Raw genomic sequence first — 17775 nt, 5'->3', positions numbered from 1 at the left:
GACGCGTGGCGGGCGCACGAACAAGGCCCCATGCCCTCCCTGAGCTGGGAGGTCCGGAGCCCTAGTCGTGTCCTGAGACTGGTGGGCGCGGACGGTTTCGAACCGCCGACATCCGCCTTGTAAGGGCGGCGCTCTACCCCTGAGCTACGCGCCCAGAACGAGTCGACAGCCTACATTGCCCGGGGGCCCGACCTGCAAACCCGTATCCCGTGCGCAGGCGGGTGTGTGCGGGTCCGGGGGTTAGCCCCACCTGCGGTCCGGGAGCGGGCCGGATCCCCCTGGGCGGCGGGGCCGCATAGCTTCGGAGACGGCTTCGCGGGCCGGGTCCGGCCGAGGGTGCGGAGCGACTCGCGGACCTCTCAGGGGGAGACGACACCATGGCCCGTACACCGACCGCCTCCATGCCAACCGGGACACCGGAGCGCACCGCGGCCCACACTCCGCCGCCTGGCCCTTCCTCCCCTCCGGCCCACACTCCGCCGCCCGGACCCCCCTCTGCTCCCGCCCGCACCCCGACGCCCGCACCCTCTTCCTCTCCCGCCCACACTCCCCCGCCCGCACCCGCTTCCCTTCCGTTCCACACCTCGGCGTGCACGCCACCCCCTGGGCACTCCTCCGGCGCGGCCTCCCGCGCCGGGCGCCTCCGTCGTGCTCGTCGGGGCCTCGGTGTCGCGGGTGCCGTGGCGGTCGTCGTCGGCCTCGCCGGTGGGTGCGGTGCGTCGGCGGCGGACGACCGGCACCCCGATCACCGCTCCTTCGCCCTGCACGGTCGGACGCTGACCGTCGACTCGGACGACTCCGCGCTGGAGATCGTGACGTCGGAGACGGCCGACCCGGGTCGGGTGGCGGTCACCCGGTGGTTCCAGGGGCACGTCACCGTCGGCGGGGACCCGAGGGTGACGTGGGCGATGGAGGACGAGGACCGGTTGGTGCTGCGGATGAAGTGCTCGGGGGTCATCGCCGACTGCTCCGCCCGCCACCGGATCGTCGTGCCGCGCGGTGTGGCCGTGATCGTGCGGGAGCGGGACGGCAGCGTGAGCGCGCGCGGCTTCACCGAGCGGCTGAGCGTGCGCACGGCCGACGGTTCGGTGCGGGTCGGCGACTCCTCCGGGCCGCTCGACCTGCGTACCGCCGACGGCTCCATCCAGGTCCTCGGCACGGCGGCTCCGCGCGTGCGTGCCCGTACCGAGGACGGCTCGGTACACCTCGAACTCGCGGCCGTTCCCGACCTCGTGGACGCGCGGACCGACGACGGCTCGGTGTCGATCGTGCTCCCCCGGGCCCGCTACCGGGTGGCGGCCGGCACCGGCGACGGATCGGTCCGGGTGGACGTGGAGCGCGACGCCTCCAGCCCGCACCGTGTCTCGGCTCACACCGCCGACGGAGGGATCACGGTGCGAACCGCGAACTGACCGGCCCGTGTGTTCGTCCTTGTCGGGTGGGAGAATGACAGCCGGGCAAGCGGATGACTGCACGGGAGAGGGATGTGACGGCGACACCTTCGAGGCCGTACTCGCCGTTCGCGACGTCTGCGCGTCCCGGTCCAGCAATCACTGGGCCTGCGCATCCCGGTCCAGCGACCGCGGGGCCTGCGCATCCCGGTCCGCCGGTCGCGGCGCCTGCGATGCCGTGTCCGCCCCAAGCGCCGACGGGCGGCCCCCGTCGAGCTGCCGGGCCGAGGGTGGCGGGCTTCCGGACCGTTGCCGGCGGGCCGGCGGAGCCGCGCCCTTCCGGCCCGCCGCGCGAGCGCCCCGCCCCGCAGCGGTCCGCACGGCGCCGCCGCCGGCCGCGCGCGGGCGCCCGTGACGTCCTGCTCCTCGTCTCGCTGCCGGTGCTCGCCGCCCTCGCGCTGCCCGCGGCCTTCGCCGGGGGCGGCACCCGGCGCTGGTTCGGCGGGCGGGGAGAGGGGCAGCGTGCCGAGGCGCAGGCCGCCAAGGACGCCGCCGCCGCCGCGTTCTACGAGCTCGACACCGCCCAGCGCGATCTGCGGATCTCCATCGAGACGATCACGGCCGTGGACGACTCCCCGGCGGCCCGGCGCGTGGTCGCCGACTTCGAGGAGCTGGGACGGCGTATCGACGAGGCGAGCGGGCGGTACATCACCGCCGTGGACTCCCACGACCTGGACCGCGACGAGCTGGAGGCGTCGGCCGCCGCGCGGGCCCGTACCGACCTGACGGCGGCCAAGGACGAGCTGGGACGGGTGAAGATCGAGCTGGACCGGTTCGAGCGGGGGCTCGGGCCGCTGCTCGGCAAGGCGGAGACCCAGCTCGCCCGGCTCGCCCCGGCCGTGGAGCGGGCCCGCCAGTCGCTGCTCGCCGCCTCGAACGCGCTCGACGCCGCCCGGGCCTCGGGGCTCGGGGCGGACGACCTGGCGGCCCGGCTCGCCGCGCTCGGGCCCGAGCTGACACGGCTGAACCAGGGCGCCGGACGGCACGGCGTGCCGGAGACGCTGGAGCGCGCCGAGCAGGTCTCCCGCGAGGCCGCAGCGGTCAGAGCCGAAGCGGAGCGGCTGCCGGAGCGGGCCGCGGAGATCGACCGGCGGCTCGTGTCGCTGCGGACCCGCGCCCAGGCGCTGACCACCCGCGCCGGGCAGGTGGAACCGGTGCTGAGCGAGCTGCGGCGGCGGTTCTCCGCGGCCTGCTGGCAGGACCTCCAGCATGTTCCGGAGGTCGCGGAGGAGAGCGTGCGGCAGGCGGAGGCGAAGCTGAAGGAGGCGCGCGCGGCCCGTGAGGCCCAGCGCTGGCCGGACGCGACGGCCCTGCTGGCGACGGTGCGGGCGCTCCTGAACGACACGGACGAGGCCGTGTCGGCGGCGGGTGACCGGCTGCGCCGGCTGAACGCCGTGCAGAAGGACCCGCAGGCGGAGATCGAGCGGACCCGTTTCGCGGTCCGGGACGCCCAGCGGCTCGCCATGTCGGGCCGCAGCACCCCCGACCCGCGGCACGCGCGCCCGCTGGACGACTCCGTGGCCCGGCTCGACCGGGCCGTCGCGACGCTGGAGGGCCGCCATCCCGACTACTGGCACTTCCTGACCGAGACGGAGGCCGTGCGGCAGACCGCCGCGCAGGTCGTCGCCCTGATCCGGGAGGAACGCGGCGGCGTCTGACGTCGCGAGAGGGACGGCGGACGGCGGGGTCACCGGGGCCGGACCGGTTGCGTCGCACCGGGCGCCGGGGCGACGCCGGAGTGCGTTCCACGCCCCGGCCACCCGGATCTCCGCGCCGGCCGACCTCCGTCACCACGCGCCAGTCAACCGGGCCGCACCCCGCCCGCCCCGTCACCACGCGCCAGTCACCCGGGGCTCGGCGCCCTGCCGGCCCCGTCTCCGCGGGGAACCTTCACACCTTCCCCCCACCCGTGTCGGTCCTGCGAAGACTTGGGCGGGAGTGCAACCAGGTCCCTTATGTCCCGGGTAAGTTGATGTTCGTCGCCGCCGGGGCGACCTCGCCGGGGCGGGGGTGACCGGCTACTTCACCACCGTCGACCAGTCCGGCGACTGGGCGGGGTCCAGGCTGCGCAGGCGCTCCAGGGTGCCCGGCTTCTGCACGTCGAGCCAGTCCGAGAGTTCACGGAAGGACACACAGCGAACGCCCTTCTTCGTGCACACGTTCTTGATGACCTGGTCGATGGACTTCATGTAGATGCCGCCGTTCCAGTCCTCGAAGTGGTTGCCGATGAACAGCGGCGCCCGGCTGCCGTAGTAGACGCGGTTGAAGCCGGCCATGTACGAGGCGACGGTCTCCTGCTCCCACTGCGGGTACTGGGCCGCGTCCCCGTCCGTCTCCCCGTCGGACTGGTTGTAGAGGAAGTTGAAGTCCATCGACAGGCCCTGGTACTTGCCGTTCTCGTAGGGGAGCATCTGGAGCGGGAAGTCCCAGACGCCCTCCTTCTTGACGGGCCATATCTGGAAGTCGCCCGCGGAGCTGGCGTCGTAGCGCCAGTCGTACCTGTCCGACGTGGCCTTCATCGCCTTGAGCAGGTTCTTCTGCCCTTCGAGGCAGGGAGCGCGTCCGCCGTTGACTTCCTTCGCGGGGTCGAAGGGGAGCGCCGGCAGGTCGGTGTAGCCGGTGTTGGTCTTCCACTTGTCGACGAACGCGAAGAACTGGTCGATCTCGCTCCGCCACTCCTCGACGCTCCAGTCCCCGCCGCCCTTCTCGCCGCAGAAGTGGCCGTTGAAGTGGGTGCCGATCTCGTTGCCCGCCTTCCACGCCTTGCCGAGTTCGGTGAGCGTGGTGCGGATGTGCTCGTCGGTGGGGTAGCTGATCGCCGCGGCGCCCGGATCGTGCATCGGCGGGTCGTAGAGCGTCTTCTTGGCCTTGGGCAGCAGGTAGATGCCGGTCAGGAAGAACGTCATGTGCGCGTTGTACTGCTCGGCCATCTCCCGGTAGTGGGAGAACAGTTGGTCGTCGCCCTGGAGGGCGCCGTCCCAGGAGAAGACGACGAACTGGGGCGGCTTCTGGCCGGGCTTGAGCGGGACGGCCTTCAACTCGCCCTTCTGCGGGCCGGTGTAGGACGTGGACCCGTCGCCGAGGATCTTCGTCTTCCCGTCCCACGCCGGTTCCTTCCGCGCCTTGGCATCGCCGGAGGCGTGCGCGCGGGTGGAGGCGGCCGGTGCCGTGTTGTCCGTGTTCAGGGCCAGGTAGGTGGCCGTGAGGGAGGTGACGACGAGGAACGCCGTCATGGCGGCGAGGCCCTGGCGTGCGGACGTCGCCTCGGAGGGCCGTTCGGGCTCGCGGCGTCGGCGCCGGCTGTGCTTCGAGTTCATACGGGGCACATTCTGCGAGGGGGTTCGAGGGGCGGGGGCGCGGCCGGCGGGAGACCGTCGGCGGGGGCCGGTCCGTGCGGCCGGCCGACGAGGTCAGCGCAGCGGACTCATCGCGCCGGACCAGATGCCGTACGGGACGTCGGTCTCGGGTGTGCCGGCGATCCCTTCGAGCGGAAGCGGTTCGAGGCTCTTGGACAGGTCGATGCGGTAGAGGACCACCGCGGTCGAGACGGAGCGGTTCGTGCCGACGTACCAGGCGGCCTTGTCGTCCGGGGTGGTGCCCTTCTTGCCGGCGACCTGGGCCGTGGCGGGCGCGGCGCCGGGGTGGGCGGTGCGGAAGGAGTCGGTGAGCGCCTCGGTGACCTGGCCGGCCACCTCGGCGCGCATCGCGCGGCGGGATGCCGGGGTGTCCAGGGTGACCCGGTAGCCGTTGCGGGTGATGCGGCGCACCGAGTAGGGCTCGGTGTGCCGGCCGTCGGCCGCGAAGGTGGCGTAGGCGCTGGCCATGCGGATGGCGCTGGGCGTGGAGCTGCCCAGGGACAGGGTGGGCACCTGCCGGCCGATGCTGGAGGAGAGCAGGCCGGACGCCTCCGCCGTCTCGCGCACCTTGTCCAGGCCGGCGTCCATGCCGAGTTGCATGAACGGGGTGTTCACGGACGAGGCGAGCGCCTGGCGCAGCGTGATCTGGCCGTAGTCCTTGTTGCCGTCGTTGTGCGCGGCGACCTTCTTGCCGCTGCGGTCCCAGTAGGGGCCTTCCGGGGTGGTCACGGGGACGCCGTCGTTGCCGTCGTACACGGAGTCGGGCGTGACCGGGGTGGCCGCTCCCTCACGGGTCTTGTGGATGCCGTGTTCCAGGCCCGCGGCGTAGACCAGCGGGAGGAAGGCCGAGCCGGCGGGGACGGTGGTGGCGTTGGACTCGTTGTAGCCCTGCCGGCGGTGGTCGGGGCCGCCGTAGACGGCGAGGATGCGGCCGTCGGTGGCGATCGAGGACGCGCCGTAGTGGACGTTCTCGGCGCCGTCCGGGTCGTCCTTCCTGGCCTTGGCGCGCGCCTTGGTGACCGTGTCGGTGAGGGTCTTCTCCCGCTTGCGGTCGAAGGTCGTGTAGATCTGGTAGCCGCCGAGGTCGAAGTCCCGGTCGGAGATGTGCCCGGCCTTCTTGGCGTACTGGGAGGCCAGTTCGACCAGGTAGTCGCTCTGCTTTCCGGTGTCGAACGCCACGCCCTGCTTGAGCGGTTCGGGGAACTTCGTGTACGTGGCCCGCTCGGAGGCCGACAGCTTGCCGGTCTTGACCATCCGGTCGAGGATCCAGGACCAGCGCTGCACGGCCCGCTTGTGGTTGGACTCGCTCAGGGTGGGGTCGTAGAGACCTGCGCCCTTGAGGAGGGAGGCGAGGAAGGCTCCCTCGCTGGCGTTGAGGCGGCTCACGTCCTTGCCGTAGTACGCCTGGGAGGCGCGCTGGAGGCCGTAGGTGCCGCGCCCGAACCAGCTGGTGTTGAGGTACCCCTCCAGGATCTTGTCCTTGCTCATCTTGTTGTCGAGCTTGAGGGCGATCATGGCCTCGGTGAACTTGCGGCTCACCGAGCGGTTCTGGTTCAGGTAGACGTTCTTGACGTACTGCTGGGTGATCGTGGAGCCGCCCTGGGTGTCGCCCTGGCCGACCGTGCGGACGAGGGCGCGGCTGATGCCCTTGAGCGAGATGCCGGGGTCGCTGTAGAAGCTCTCGTTCTCCGCGGCGAGGACGGCCGAGCGCACGTCGACGGGGATGTCCTTGAGCGGCATGTCCTGGCGGCGCACCCAGCCGGTGCGGGCCATCGGTGTGCCGTCGGCCCAGAAGTACACGTTGTCCTGCTGGGTGGCGTACGTGTTGAGGTTGCGCGGGATGTCCGTCGCGGCGTAGGCGACGGCGAGCAGCGAGCCGCTCAGGCCGACGGCGACGGCGACGGCGCCGAGCCACTGGCGCCAGGAGGGCAGCCAGCGCCGCCAGCCGGCCCGGCCGGGACGGGGGTAGGCGGGCCGGCAGCGGCGGGCCAGGGACTTCCCGCGGGCGAGCCCGCGGGACAGGGCGTTGGGCTGCGGCGGTTTGCGGCGGGTGCCGCCGGGGCGGTGCGCTCCGATCGGGTCAACCACGGCACGCTCCGCGGTGAGGACGCTGCCCGGACCTCGCGGGCTCCGCGGGCCGCGGGCGGCGGGCGGGCTCCGCGGGCCGCGGGCGGCGGGCGGGCTCCGCGGGCCGCGGGAACGCCGTGCGCCCGGCGGACGCCGCGGTCGCCTCGTGCCCGGGTACGCGGGCGGAGCGGGTGGATGCCGCGCCGGGGGTGAAGCGCGGCGGGCGCGGGGAACCGGGGCCCGCGGAGGTGGCGGCCGTGGCCCCTCCGTGCCGGGCGGCCCTCTCGTCCCCCGTGGCCACGGGACGCCGGGCAGCGGCTCGATGCCGAGTCTGGGTCACGACTGCGTCTCCCTCCGCACTTCCGAATTGCGCGCGCGGGTAGATGCAGCGGCCGCTCACGCGACTGCGATTCCCCCATCCCCGACCTTGCGGCTCGTCGCGGCACTATTAAATTATCAGCGGTCTCCCAGATCGCTTCGATCAATGAGCCGACAAAAATGCGCAGAGGGCGACGCACCGGCCTCGCGGGAGGCGCACGCATCCTCCCCGTATCGGTCGCGGACGGTCGGTCCGTCCCGGGTGCGACCGCTTCGCGGCGAAGGTCGCGCGACACTCCGCCCGGGCCGCCGCCTGCCGCTAACCTGTCGGCATGCCTCGCTACGAGTACCGCTGCCGGACCTGCGGCGACACCTTCGAAGTCAGCCGCCCGATGGCCGAATCCGCTGCTCCGGCGGCCTGTCCGGCCGGTCACGGCGACACGGTGAAACTCCTGTCGACGGTGTCCGTCGCGACCGGCGGCCCGGCCTCCGCGCCGGCTCCCGCACCCGGCGCGGGCGGCGGCGGGGGCGGGTGTTGCGGCGGAGGCTGCTGCGGCTGAGCACGGACAATTTCTCAGAAGATCTTCAGGTTTGCCCGGAGCGCGCCGCACGATGTGAGACGCGGCACGCCCGAAACCGGCATACCGCCCGAACGTTCATTCATCGGACGTCTCGCGGTCCGTCATCCCGTCACGCCCGCACCGCACGGCGAAGCCCGGCGAAGGGGGGCGCGCGGAGGCCCCGGACCGGACGATCCGGGGCACACCGGCGGCAATCAGGCGGAGGGCGTTCCGCCGCAGGCGCCCACGAACTCGCGGAGGATGCGCTCCCCCGCCGCGACCCCCCGCTCGGGCAGCGCGGTGATCGCGGGCGCCGTCCAGTCGGCCTCGGCGAGTTCGCCGTGGCCCGGCCGCCAGCCGCGGTCCGCGGCGAGCAGCAGGTCGGCGTCGAGCAGCGAGTCGCCCGCCGCGAGGGTCAGGGGGGCACCGGTGCGGCGGGCCACCTCCCGCACCGCCGCGCTCTTGGTGAGCGGTTTCGGCACGGCGTAGATCTTGCGGCCCTGCAGGGAGACCGTCCAGCCGCGGTTCTCCGCCCAGACCGCCAGGTCCTTCACCCACTGCTCGGGCAGCAGTTCCCGCTCCACCACCAGGTAGGCGAACAGGTCCTCGGCGATCCGGTGCTTGCGCACCCAGGCCGGGTCCGCGGTCTTCGCGAGGTGCTCCCGGACCTCCGCGAGCGGCGCGCACTCGGCGGCGAGCCGGTCGGTGACGGCGCGGTGCCAGTCGGGGTCCGAGACGCCGTCGACGAGCAGGTGGCCCCCGTTGGCGCAGATCGCGTACGCGGGCGCGGGGCCGGGCAGGTTGATGCGCTGGTACTGCTTGCGGGTGCGGGTGGTGGTGGGCACGAAGTGGGCCAGCCAGCCCAGTTCGGTGAGCAGCCCGGCGGCCGTCTCCGTCAGATAGGACAGCGGCCTGCTCTCGTGTACCTCCACGCACAGCAGCCGGGGTGCGCGCGCGTCCGGCATGGTCAGCGCGAGCGCGGCCGAGGAGTAGATGAGCGTGCGGTCGAGATCGCTGGCCACGAGCGTCTTGGAAGCGGACATCAGGCGTTCACCGCCCGGCCGTCGGCGCCGGTCGCACCGCGCGTGAACTTCGGGTGGATCAACCCCACGCAGGTGTAGGGGAGTTCGGTGACCTCCTCGACGGGCACCCCGCGCTGCGCGGCGAGCAGCCGCACGTGGTCGAGGTCGGCGCCCGCTCCGGCGCGCGCGAGGATCTTCCAGGGGACCCGGCGCAGCAGCACCCGGGTGGTCTCGCCGACGCCCGGCTTGACGAGGTTGACGTCGTGGATGCCGTACTCCTCGCTGATGCGCTCGACGGCGGCCCAGCCCTCCCAGCGGGGGGTCCGGTCGGCGGCGAGGAGGTCCTTGGCCCGGTCCCGGGCGGACTCGGCGACGTCCCCGAAACGGGCGCAGACGGTGTCGAGGAACTCCGCGGAGACGTCGGCGGCGGCGAGTTCGCGGTAGAACTTCGCGCCGTGGAAGTCGTGTTCGCCGACCAGGTCGGAACGCAGCACGGTGCGCGATATGAGCCCGGAGACGGTGGAGTTGAGGCAGGCGGAGGGGATGAGGAAGTCCTCGCGGGTGCCGTAGGTCCGCACGCAGGAGCCGGGGTCGGCGAGCACCGCGATCTCCGGGTCGAAGCCGGAGATGCCCTCGGCCTCCTCGAACTCCCTGACCGCGTCGGCGAGTTCGCGGGTGATGGCTCCCTTGCCGGTCCAGCCGTCGACGAACACCACGTCGGCCGGGTCGTGGTGGGCGGCCAGCCAGCGCAGCGCGTTGGCGTCGATGCCGCGGCCCCGGACGATGGAGACGGCGTAGTGCGGGAGGTCGAGGCCGTGCTGCTCCCGGGCCCAGCGGCGCATCAGGACGCCGACCGGCGTGCCGGCGCGGGCCAGCGAGACGAGGACGGGGCGCGGGGAGCGTTCGGCGAGCACGACCTCGGTGACGGCGCCGACCGCCTCGGCGATGCGGGCCGCGGAGGCGCCGAGCGCGGCCTGGAACAGTTCTTGGTACTGCCGGCTCGGCTGGTACTCCACCGGCAGCGACTCCGCGTAGTGGGCGCCGCCGCTCTGGATCGCCTCCTCGCGCTCCTCGGTCGGCGCCTCCAGCGTCACGTCCGACAGGTCCTGCAGCAGCCAGCCGACCTCGTCGGGGGCGTACGAGGAGAAGGCGGGGCCGCGGAGGGGCTCGGGCAGCATGGAGGGCCTTTCGGTGGACGGCCGGGCGGGGACGTACGAGGGGACGACGGCGAGCAGGACGCTCCCGGTGTGCTCCGCCAGCCGGGCCAGCAGGCCGTCGGGCGCGTGCAGGGCGGGGGTGTCGGCGGCGGAGTCGACGACGGCCACGACGGCGTCGAAGCCGGCTCCGGCGACGTTGTACGCGAAGCGGGGGCCGGGTCCGTCGCCGGGGGTGTCGTGCGCGGGGAAGGCGAGGCGGCTGCGGATCGCGTACCCGGGGTCGTCGACGGCGAGGACCGGGGAGCGGGTCGTGGTGGAGAAGCGCACCTCGGCGGCCGCCGAGGTCTCCAGTGCGCGGGCCAGGCGCAGCGGCGCGTACATCAGTTCCTCGAAGCCGAGCACCAGCACCCGGCGGGCGTCGCGGGGCAGCGCCTGCGCCAGGCGCGCCGCCATGGCGGGCAGGGCGGCGTCCAGGCGCCGGCGCTGCTGCGGCGTGAATCCGTGCCGCCCGCCGTCCGGGAGGCCGCGCGGCCAGCCCAGGTCGACCCGCGCGGCCCGGCCGGCGCTCGCCGCGGCGGGAGCCGGCGCGTCGGCCCGCTCGTGCTCGGCGACCAGGGCCCGGCCCCGGTCCAGGACGTCCTCGGGCAGCCGGACCGTGCCCGACGCGGCGGCGACGAGGTCGACGCGGGCGCCGATCCGGCCGGCGAACTCCTCGAAGCGGGCCAGGTCGGACGCCGACCGCATGTCGACCAGCGCCACCACCACGTAGCGCTCGCGGGGATGCCGCTCGTGCAGGTCGCGGATGGTGTTGAGGACGGTGTTGCCGGTGGAGAACTCGTCGTCGACGAGGATCAGCGGCCCGCGGCCCGCGAGCAGGTCCGGGTCCTCGGGGAGCAGCAGGTGCGAGGTGGCGTGCGAGTGGGATTCCTCGAAGCCGCCCGCCGGCGTTATCCCGGGGACCGGGCGGCGGGTGGAGTGCAGGTAGGGCGCGACGCCGACGCCGTCGGCGACCGAGTGGCCGAGCCCGGTGGCCGTCTCGGCGTAGCCGAGGACGACGGCGCGGCGGGCCTGCTCGGTGCCGAGCAGGGCCCGCACCCTGCGGCCGAGGGCGACGCCCTGGCCGTGCACGACGGACGGCGACTGGGGCACGTGCTTGCCCAGCACGTTCGACACGAGCAGGTGGGCCCTCTTGGGGTTGCGCCGCAGCGCGAGGCCGAGCAGCTCCCTCAGCCCCGGGTCGCCGGAGAGCTCGACGCCGAGCCGCTCGGCGACCCAGGTGCCGCTCCAGGGCGTTCCGGCGGCCGGGGCGGCCGCGCCGTCCGGTCCCCGCCCCTCGCCCGGGTCGTTCTGGTCCTGCACGGGGGTGTCCATCCGTTCCTCGGGGGTGGGGGTGCGGTCCGGCCGGCCGGACCGGCTCACGGGGCGAGTCCGGCCGTCAGCAGCTCGACGAAGCCGACGTCCTCGTGGGCGACGCCGAAGACCTCGGCGCGCAGCAGGACGCGCTCGGCCCAGGCGCGGTGCGGTTTCACCTCGTTCATCTTGTTCGTGTAGGCCGACCTCAGGACGCCGCCGCCGCCGCGCTCGGGGCGGAGGATGTCCTGGGCGTCGCTGTACTCCTCGTGGCTGACCACGGACAGCGCGTGGACGGGCAGCACATGGGAGGGATGGATGCAGGTCTTGCCCATCAGGCCGTTGGCCTGGTCGAGCGCGATCTCGCGCAGCAGACCGTCCATGGCGTGCTCGATCAGTGTCGCGCGCAGTTCCTCCGCCCGCCCCTCCAGGAAGGGGCTGCGGCGCAGCTGCGGCTTGAACATGCGCTCCTGCACGCGGAAGTACTCCCACACCGGCCCGGTCACCGTGAAGCCCGTGCCGTCGGCCCGGCCGAGCATGTTCACCACGTCGGCGATCACGGAGGCGACCACCTGGACGTCGTAGGCGGTCATGTCGGAGGCCCGGCGCAGCGCGTAGGAGGAGCAGAAGTCGGTCACGCCGAGGCGCAGCGCGAGGACCCGGTCGCGGTACTTGTCGACGGCGCGGAAGATGCCTTCCAGGGTCTCCACGCGCGACTCGCGGTAGAGCAGTTCGGGGGACTCCAGGACCGGCATGGCGAAGAGCCGGCGTCCGCCGGCCGCCTCGGCGGCTTCGAGGGCCTCCAGGAAGGGCATGCCGCGTTCCTCGGTGAACTTCGGGACGACGAATCCGGACAGCAGCCGGCCGGCGGGGCCGAGGCGCCGGACGAGGTCGGGTATCTGCTCGGGGCGGCGCACCCGGACGAAGAGCAGCGGGAGCCCTCCGTCGGCGGGGCGGGCGGCGAGTTCGGCGAACTGCCGGACGAGGTTCTCCTCGGCGTCCGGGACCTCGGCGTCAGCGATGGAGTCCTCCAGGCAGAGCACCATCGAGACCACGCCGCGGGCGGCCTGCTTGAGGATGTCGTCGGCGAGGCGCGGGCGGGTGGCAGGGCTGTAGAGCGTCGCCCCGAGGGCGGCGGCCAGCACGCGGGCCGGGGAGTCGGCGGTGAAGTCGCCGGGCTCCCGGTGGAAGAGGCGCTGCCGCTCTTGCGGGGCGATGTGACCGAAATGACGCATGAGACTCCCCCGTGGCGGCTAGTGGGCTGCGGCTGGTGGGCCGGATGGGATGTGGCCGGTAATAGTACGTATGGATCAATGTCGGAGGTTCCCGCCGGGCGTGAAGTTCAGGTAACCCGGCGGTGTCCGACACCCGCTCGGTCGGGGGCGACCCCGCATTGTCGTGACCAGGACCGAGGGGGCAGGATGGCGGCATGACGCACGCCATGCTGAAGGGGTCGAACGTCCCGCTGGACGCCACGGCGGTGCGCGCCGTCCTGCGCTGGACGCCGGGCCAGGACGTCCCCGACGTCGATGTCTCGGCGCTGCTCCTCGGCCCCGAGGGTCGTGTGCGATCCGACGAGGACTTCGTCTTCTACAACCAGCCCCGTCATCCGTCGGGCTCGGTGTGGCGGCTCGGCAAGAAGCGCACTGCCGAGGGTCTCACCGACACGATCCAGACGGATCTGGCGGGTGTCGAGTCCGGTGTCGGACAGATTCTCCTCGTCGCGTCGGCGGACGACGTCGCCTTCGACCGCGTGACCGACCTGCGCATCGTGCTGTACGACGCCGCCGTCGCCGACGGGGAGCCGCTGGCGTACTTCGACGTCCGCCCGGAGACCGGTGCGGAGACCGCGCTGATCTGCGGGGAGCTGTACCGGCGCGGCGAGGGCTGGAAGTTCCGGGCGCTCGGCGAGGGCTATTCGAACGGCCTGGTCGGCCTCGCGACCGACTTCGGGATCTCGGTGGACGAGTCCGAGGCCGCGGCGCCGGCCGGCTCCGGCCCCGAGGCCGAGACGTGGGCCGCTCCCGCGGGTGCCGCGGAGACCTCGGGGCCGCTGCCGCCCGAGCAGCAGGTGCCGCCGCTCCCCCGGCAGCCCGCTCCGGTGCCGCAGCGGCCCGGCTACGGCTACCCGCAGCCGGCCGCGGCCCTCACCGAACCGGCGTACGGCTATCCGCAGCCCGCGGGCCGGACGGACGAGCAGTCCGCGTACGGGTATCCGCCGCCGCAGACCGCGCCCGCCGCGCCGCCCGCATACGGCTTCCCGCAGGCGGTGGGCGGCGGCCCGGACCCCGATTTCCGGCTGCCGCCGCAGGGTCCGCAGTTCATCGGGCGCTGAGCCCCGCCCGCGGGGCGCCCGGCCCGGCCTCCGGGGGGCGCCGCGGCGGGCCAGGGCGGCCCTAACGGTCGGCCTTCGACTTGTAGCCGCGGCCCCACTGGAGTCCCCAGCCGTACAGCCGGTCCAGCTCGGCCTGGAATCCGTACACGAACTTCACCTCGCGGCGGACGGTGACCTCGCCCTTGTTGTTCTCGATGAGGAGGACGGCGCAGGAGCGCGCCTGCGGATGGCGCTCGTCGAGGCCGATCTCGATGCGCGGGCCGTTGCTCGGGTACAGCGTGATGATGGCGTGGGTACGGTCGAAGGCCGGGGTCTGGTCGTAGATGTAGACGAAGACCAGCAGCCGCCTGATGTCGTCGCGGTGGTCGAGGTTGACGTACGCGGTCTCGCCCGAGGCAGAGCCGAAGCGGTCGTCGCCGCTGAGCTTGACGAAGGGCGGCGCGTTGAGTTCGCCGAGGAAGTTGCCAAGCGGCTGCACGACGCCCTTGGTGCCGTCCGCCAGCTCGTACATCACCCCGAGGTCGAGGTCGACGTTGACCATGCTCTGGGTGTGCGCCTGAACCACGTCGGGCTTGAAGGTGCGGAAGGGGTGGCGCAGCAGGCTCTCGCGCTGCGGCCCGCCGATGTCGGAGCTGCGCATCCGCCAGGACAGGTTGATGCGCAGGTTGCCGGTGGCCGCGCCCTGCCGGGTGAGGGAGACGGTGTGGTTGCGCTTGGTCAGCTCGATGGAGTTGGAGGCCGCGCTGCCGGAGTCGAAGTCCGCCGAACGTCCCCGCCACAGGTCCTGCCAGATGCCCATGTTCGCCCCCCACGTTCCTCGGTGTGCCGCGGGGCGGCCGTGAGGACCTGTCCTCGACGGCCGCCCCGTTCAGAGCGTTCCGCGTCCGGGGGGCTGTCACACCCCGGACGGTGCGGTGGTGTCAGACCCCGGACGAGATCTCAGTCTTGTCGTCCGAGGCCGGGGCTTTTCCCTCCGCCTCGGCGAGCGCCTTGTTGCGGCGCACCGAGGACCAGAAGGACCAGGCGATCAGGACGACGCCGACGAGGCCGGTGATGACCTCGTTGATCTCGTACTGGATGGTGACCAGCAGGATCGCGGCGAGGGCGCCGATCGCGTAGTGCGCGCCGTGCTCCAGGTAGACGTAGTCGTCGAGGGTGCCCTGGCGGACCAGGTAGACGGTGAGCGACCGGACGTACATGGCGCCGATGCCGAGGCCGAGCGCCATCAGCACGATGTCGTTGGTGATGGCGAAGGCGCCGATGACCCCGTCGAAGGAGAAGGAGGCGTCCAGCACTTCGAGGTAGAGGAACATGAAGAACGCGGCCTGGCCGGCGAGGACGACGGCCGGCTTCTTCCTGCCGGTGCGCTCGGCCTCCTCCTCCTGCTCGTGCTCGCGCTCCTCCTCCTCTTCGAGTCGGTCCTCGAAGTAGCCGGAGAGACCGCCGACGATCATGTAGGTGATCAGGCCCGCGATGCCGGAGATGAGGACCGTCTGCGCCTTGTCGACGTGCCCGCCGCCGTGCTGGTGGGCGTGGACGGCGAAGGTGAAGGAGGTGATCAGCAGGACGATCAGGGCGATGCAGACCGACAGCATGTCGACCTTGCCGAGCTTGGCCAGCGGGCGCTCGATCCAGCGCAGCCACTGGATGTCGCGGTCCTCGAAGATGAAGTCGAGGAAGATCATCAGCAGGAACATGCCACCGAAGGCGGCGATCGACGGATGGGCGTCGGTCACCAGCTGCTGGTACTGGTCCTTGTCGTTCAGCGCGAGATCGACCGCGTCGATCGGGCCGATCTTGGCGCTGATGGCGACGATGACGACGGGGAACACCAGGCGCATGCCGAAGACGGCGATGAGGACACCGATCGTGAGGAAGATCTTCTGCCAGAAGGCGTTCATCTTCTTCAGGATTCCGGCGTTGACCACCGCGTTGTCGAAGGACAGCGAGATCTCCAGGACAGCCAGGATCGACACGATGCCGAAGGCGGTCCACCCTCCGTAGAAGGCCGCTGCGACCAGGCCGAGCGCGGTGATCGCGAACGACCAGCCGAAGGTTTTCAGAAGCACTGGCTACCCAATCATCGTGTCGTGGGGGCACCCCCAACGGTCGCTCGGAGGAAAGCTTCCTCCGCGCCGCACTCGTCTTTACCTACTGTTGACCACGCAGTGTAGAGGGCCGCCCCCGGCCGAGACAGACGGGCCTAGGAAACGTTCACCCCGAAGTCGAGCGCGATCCCCCGCAGTCCTGACGCATACCCCTGACCGACCGCGCGGAACTTCCATTCGGCGTTGTACCGGTAGACCTCGCCGAAGATCATCGCCGTCTCGGTGGAGGCGTCCTCGGACAGGTCGTAGCGGGCCAGTTCCTGGCCGTCGGCCTGGTTCACCACGCGGATGAAGGCGTTGCTGACCTGGCCGAAGGTCTGGCCGCGGTTGTCCGCGTCGTGGATGGAGACCGGAAAGACGATCTTGTCGACCTCGGCCGGCACCTTGGAGAGGTCGATCAGGATCGACTCGTCGTCGCCCTCGCCCTCACCCGTGAGGTTGTCGCCGGTGTGCTCGACCGAGCCGTCCGGGCTCTTGAGCTGGTTGTAGAAGACGAACCACTCGTCCCCGAGCACCCGGCCGCCGTTGCACAGCAGGGCGCTGGCGTCGAGGTCGAAATCCGCTCCGGTGGTGGAGCGCGCGTCCCAGCCGAGCCCGATCATCACGTTCGTGAGGTTCGGTGCGGCCTTCGAGAGGGAGACATTGCCCCCCTTGGCGAGTGTGACACCCATGATGCTGTTCCTCCCCGAGGTCGATCTTCACGTGGTACAGCGGGCCCGGCGCCGCACCGAAGGGGTGCGGCGCCGGGCCGGTGCGGCTGAGGCCGTACGGCTCAGACGTTGACGCCGAAGTCCTGCGCGATGCCGCGCAGGCCCGAGGCGTAGCCCTGTCCGATGGCGCGGAACTTCCACTCCGCGCCGTTGCGGTAGAGCTCGCCGAAGACCATCGCGGTCTCCGTCGAGGCGTCCTCGGAGAGGTCGTAGCGGGCGATCTCCGACTCGCCGGCCTGGTTCACGACGCGGATGAAGGCGTTGCGGACCTGGCCGAAGGACTGCTGGCGGTTCTCGGCGTCGTAGATCGAGACCGGGAACACGATCTTCGTGACGTCGGCGGGGACGGCGGCGAGGTTGACCTTGATCTGCTCGTCGTCGCCCTCGCCCTCACCGGTGATGTTGTCGCCGGTGTGCTCCACCGAGCCGTCCGGGCTCTTCAGGTTGTTGAAGAACACGAAGTTCTGGTCGGTGCTGACCTTGCCGTCCGCGTTCGTGAGGATGGCGCTGGCGTCGAGGTCGAAGTCCACGCCGGTGGTGGTCCGGGCGTCCCATCCCAGTCCGACGATGACCGCGGTCAGTCCCGGGGCCTCCTTCGACAGCGAAACGTTGCCGCCCTTGCTGAGGCTGACTCCCACGAGTCCTCCCAATGGTGTTCAGGGGCGGGGAGCCCCGTCGGTGCGTTCGTATCGGATCAACGATTCGATCCTAGTAACGGGTTCCCGTGCCCCGCAGGGCTGGAACCGAAGAATCACAGGGTGTCGAGCGCCGTGACGTACTCGTTCAGGTCACGCGCGTCGGGCAGGGCGTTGACGACGGTCCAGCGCACCACGCCCTCCTTGTCGATGACGAAGGTGCCGCGCACCGCGCAGCCCTTGTCCTCGGCGAAGACCCCGTACGCGCGGGAGACCTCGCCGTGCGGCCAGAAGTCCGACAGCAGCGGGTACTCCAGCCCCTCCTGCTCGGCGAAGACCCGCAGGGTGTGGACGGAGTCGGCGGAGACCGCGAGCAGCTGGGTGTCGCGCTCGGTGAAGCGCGGCAGGTTGTCGCGCAGGGAGCACAGCTCGCCGGTGCACACACCGGTGAAGGCGAACGGGTAGAAGAGCAGCACCACGTTCTTCTCGCCACGGAAGTCCGAGAGCCTCACGGTGGCGCCGTGGTTGTCCTTCAGCTCGAAGTCCGGGGCCTTGGTGCCCACCTCGACGGTCATGGTCACGCGCTTCCCTTCCACGGGTCTGTTCGGGTGACGACCAGCGTACGCAGTGACCTCCGGATGTCCCCGGCACGGCCCGCCGGGTGACGTGCCGGGGGCTCCGCGGCGGGGCGCGGGGGTGGCGACGA

The 17775-nt window shown here is 72.1% G+C and carries 14 protein-coding genes and 1 tRNA gene; 4 read left to right on the top strand and 11 right to left on the bottom strand.

Annotation, left to right across the window (positions count from 1 at the left end):
- Nucleotides 1-79: 79 nt before the first annotated feature.
- Nucleotides 80-154: transfer RNA gene (locus tag ACGFS9_RS30015), tRNA-Val, on the bottom strand.
- Between the two features lie 526 nt (nt 155-680).
- Here ACGFS9_RS30015 and ACGFS9_RS30010 point away from each other — a divergent pair.
- Nucleotides 681-1412 (top strand): DUF4097 family beta strand repeat-containing protein, encoded by a 732-nt coding sequence (locus ACGFS9_RS30010; RefSeq protein ID WP_393257466.1) that lies wholly within the window; start codon nt 681-683, stop codon nt 1410-1412.
- 212 nt (nt 1413-1624) lie between these two features.
- Nucleotides 1625-3109, top strand: a complete 1485-nt coding sequence (locus ACGFS9_RS30005) for a hypothetical protein (protein WP_393257464.1) — start codon at nt 1625-1627, stop codon at nt 3107-3109.
- 360 nt (nt 3110-3469) lie between these two features.
- On the opposite strand, the gene ACGFS9_RS30000 is transcribed toward ACGFS9_RS30005, so the two are convergent.
- The gene (locus ACGFS9_RS30000; RefSeq protein WP_393257463.1) at nt 3470-4768 is read right to left on the bottom strand and encodes a hypothetical protein; all 1299 of its coding nucleotides are present in this window, start codon (nt 4766-4768) and stop codon (nt 3470-3472) included.
- A 93-nt stretch (nt 4769-4861) separates the two neighbouring features.
- Entirely contained in the window at nt 4862-6829 is a 1968-nt protein-coding gene (locus ACGFS9_RS29995; protein WP_393257519.1) for a transglycosylase domain-containing protein, read from the bottom strand.
- A 695-nt stretch (nt 6830-7524) separates the two neighbouring features.
- Between ACGFS9_RS29995 and ACGFS9_RS29990 the strand changes: the two genes are divergently transcribed.
- Nucleotides 7525-7752, top strand: a complete 228-nt coding sequence (locus tag ACGFS9_RS29990; RefSeq protein WP_393257461.1) for a zinc ribbon domain-containing protein — start codon at nt 7525-7527, stop codon at nt 7750-7752.
- Nucleotides 7753-7967: 215 nt separating this feature from the next.
- Here the strand turns inward: ACGFS9_RS29990 and ACGFS9_RS29985 are convergent, their stop codons facing one another.
- The 3 genes from ACGFS9_RS29985 to ACGFS9_RS29975 are packed head-to-tail and all read right to left on the bottom strand — an operon-like array spanning nt 7968 to nt 12516.
- Nucleotides 7968-8795, bottom strand: coding sequence for an HAD family hydrolase (locus tag ACGFS9_RS29985; RefSeq protein ID WP_393257459.1), 828 nt, complete (start codon nt 8793-8795; stop codon nt 7968-7970).
- Entirely contained in the window at nt 8795-11302 is a 2508-nt protein-coding gene (locus ACGFS9_RS29980; protein ID WP_393257457.1) for a phosphoribosyltransferase, read from the bottom strand. Before ACGFS9_RS29980 ends, ACGFS9_RS29985 begins: the two co-directional genes overlap by 1 nt.
- A 44-nt stretch (nt 11303-11346) precedes the next feature.
- Nucleotides 11347-12516 carry an HpcH/HpaI aldolase/citrate lyase family protein gene (locus tag ACGFS9_RS29975; RefSeq protein WP_393257455.1) on the bottom strand — a complete coding sequence of 390 codons (1170 nt, stop codon included), beginning with the start codon at nt 12514-12516 and terminating at the stop codon, nt 11347-11349.
- A gap of 194 nt (nt 12517-12710) precedes the next feature.
- Here ACGFS9_RS29975 and ACGFS9_RS29970 point away from each other — a divergent pair, with 194 nt between their 5' ends.
- On the top strand, nt 12711-13616 hold the full coding sequence (locus tag ACGFS9_RS29970; protein ID WP_393257453.1) for a TerD family protein: 906 nt from the start codon (nt 12711-12713) through the stop codon (nt 13614-13616).
- Between the two features lie 61 nt (nt 13617-13677).
- Here ACGFS9_RS29970 and ACGFS9_RS29965 read toward each other — a convergent pair whose 3' ends face one another.
- The 5 genes from ACGFS9_RS29965 to ACGFS9_RS29945 form a co-directional block, all read right to left on the bottom strand.
- The gene (locus tag ACGFS9_RS29965; protein ID WP_393257452.1) at nt 13678-14415 is read right to left on the bottom strand and encodes a Tellurium resistance; all 738 of its coding nucleotides are present in this window, start codon (nt 14413-14415) and stop codon (nt 13678-13680) included.
- A 121-nt stretch (nt 14416-14536) separates the two neighbouring features.
- On the bottom strand, nt 14537-15685 hold the full coding sequence (locus tag ACGFS9_RS29960; protein WP_393257450.1) for a DUF475 domain-containing protein: 1149 nt from the start codon (nt 15683-15685) through the stop codon (nt 14537-14539).
- A 134-nt stretch (nt 15686-15819) separates the two neighbouring features.
- The gene (locus ACGFS9_RS29955) at nt 15820-16395 is read right to left on the bottom strand and encodes a TerD family protein (protein ID WP_393257448.1); all 576 of its coding nucleotides are present in this window, start codon (nt 16393-16395) and stop codon (nt 15820-15822) included.
- Nucleotides 16396-16496: 101 nt separating this feature from the next.
- Nucleotides 16497-17072, bottom strand: a complete 576-nt coding sequence (locus tag ACGFS9_RS29950; RefSeq protein ID WP_393257446.1) for a TerD family protein — start codon at nt 17070-17072, stop codon at nt 16497-16499.
- A 113-nt stretch (nt 17073-17185) separates the two neighbouring features.
- Complete coding sequence (locus tag ACGFS9_RS29945) at nt 17186-17644, bottom strand: peroxiredoxin (protein ID WP_393257517.1); 459 nt, start codon at nt 17642-17644, stop codon at nt 17186-17188.
- Nucleotides 17645-17775: the final 131 nt, after the last annotated feature.

Origin of the sequence: Streptomyces sp. NPDC048566, from assembly GCF_043199735.1 — a bacterium.
In the GTDB taxonomy this organism is placed as follows: domain Bacteria; phylum Actinomycetota; class Actinomycetes; order Streptomycetales; family Streptomycetaceae; genus Streptomyces.
The sequence above is the reverse complement of the archived record's forward strand: the minus strand, read 5'-3'. Positions and strand labels throughout refer to the sequence as shown.